Consider the following 600-nt stretch of genomic DNA (forward strand, 5'->3'; position numbering starts at 1 on the left):
GATCTCGAACATATAGTCGTGCTCGGCCTCGCCAATCTCGAACCATTCGCCGGCGTGGAGAGGCGTCGCGTCGCCGTCCCAGCGGTCGGGTCGTTGGAGATGACGGTCGAACATGCGGAACATTTGCGATCGATTTGCGATGCCATGGAAGACTTTTCGGATTGCGGGAGAGGGGTTCATCTGCGGCTCCATTCAGAGGTTCTGGACCGAAGCGCGGCGCGGTCCCTACGACCTTGCCTTCCTCTTCAGTCCTTCATGACCCCTTCCGGGCCGCCGGCATCGCAGCTGCCGGGGTCAAGGGCCGGCTTAAGCCGGGCGAAGCCTCCCTTGACGCGGGCGGCGCGCATGCGGCACGCCTTCTCCATCCTTCTTTTCCCTCTCCMTGATTTTCAGGGTTTCGTTCCAATCCTCCTCGGTCGGYCGAAGCCGCGTCCAGTCGCAGCCTGCATTGTCGGCGAGCGCCCGCAATCGTTCTGCAAACATGTCGCCCTGGGGATTGGCGTCGGTCGCCGCAACCACTTGGACGCCAGATCTCGCAGCCAACGCCCGCATMGCCGCCTCCGTGGTCGGCGACCAGCCGCCACCCGTGCTGAGATAAAC

General features: G+C 63.5%; 2 protein-coding genes. Both read right to left on the minus strand.

Annotation, left to right across the window (positions count from 1 at the left end):
- Positions 1-180 (minus strand): DUF1419 domain-containing protein (locus QD357_RS32825; RefSeq protein ID WP_414126166.1); only part of this gene is annotated, 180 nt, incomplete at its 3' end.
- Between the two features lie 126 nt (positions 181-306).
- The coding region (locus QD357_RS32830) for a toprim domain-containing protein (RefSeq protein ID WP_414126167.1) at positions 307-600 on the minus strand (294 nt) is incomplete at its 5' end.

This window comes from Rhizobium sp. BR 317, assembly GCF_047445835.1.
In the GTDB taxonomy this organism is placed as follows: Bacteria; Pseudomonadota; Alphaproteobacteria; order Rhizobiales; family Rhizobiaceae; genus Rhizobium; species Rhizobium paranaense.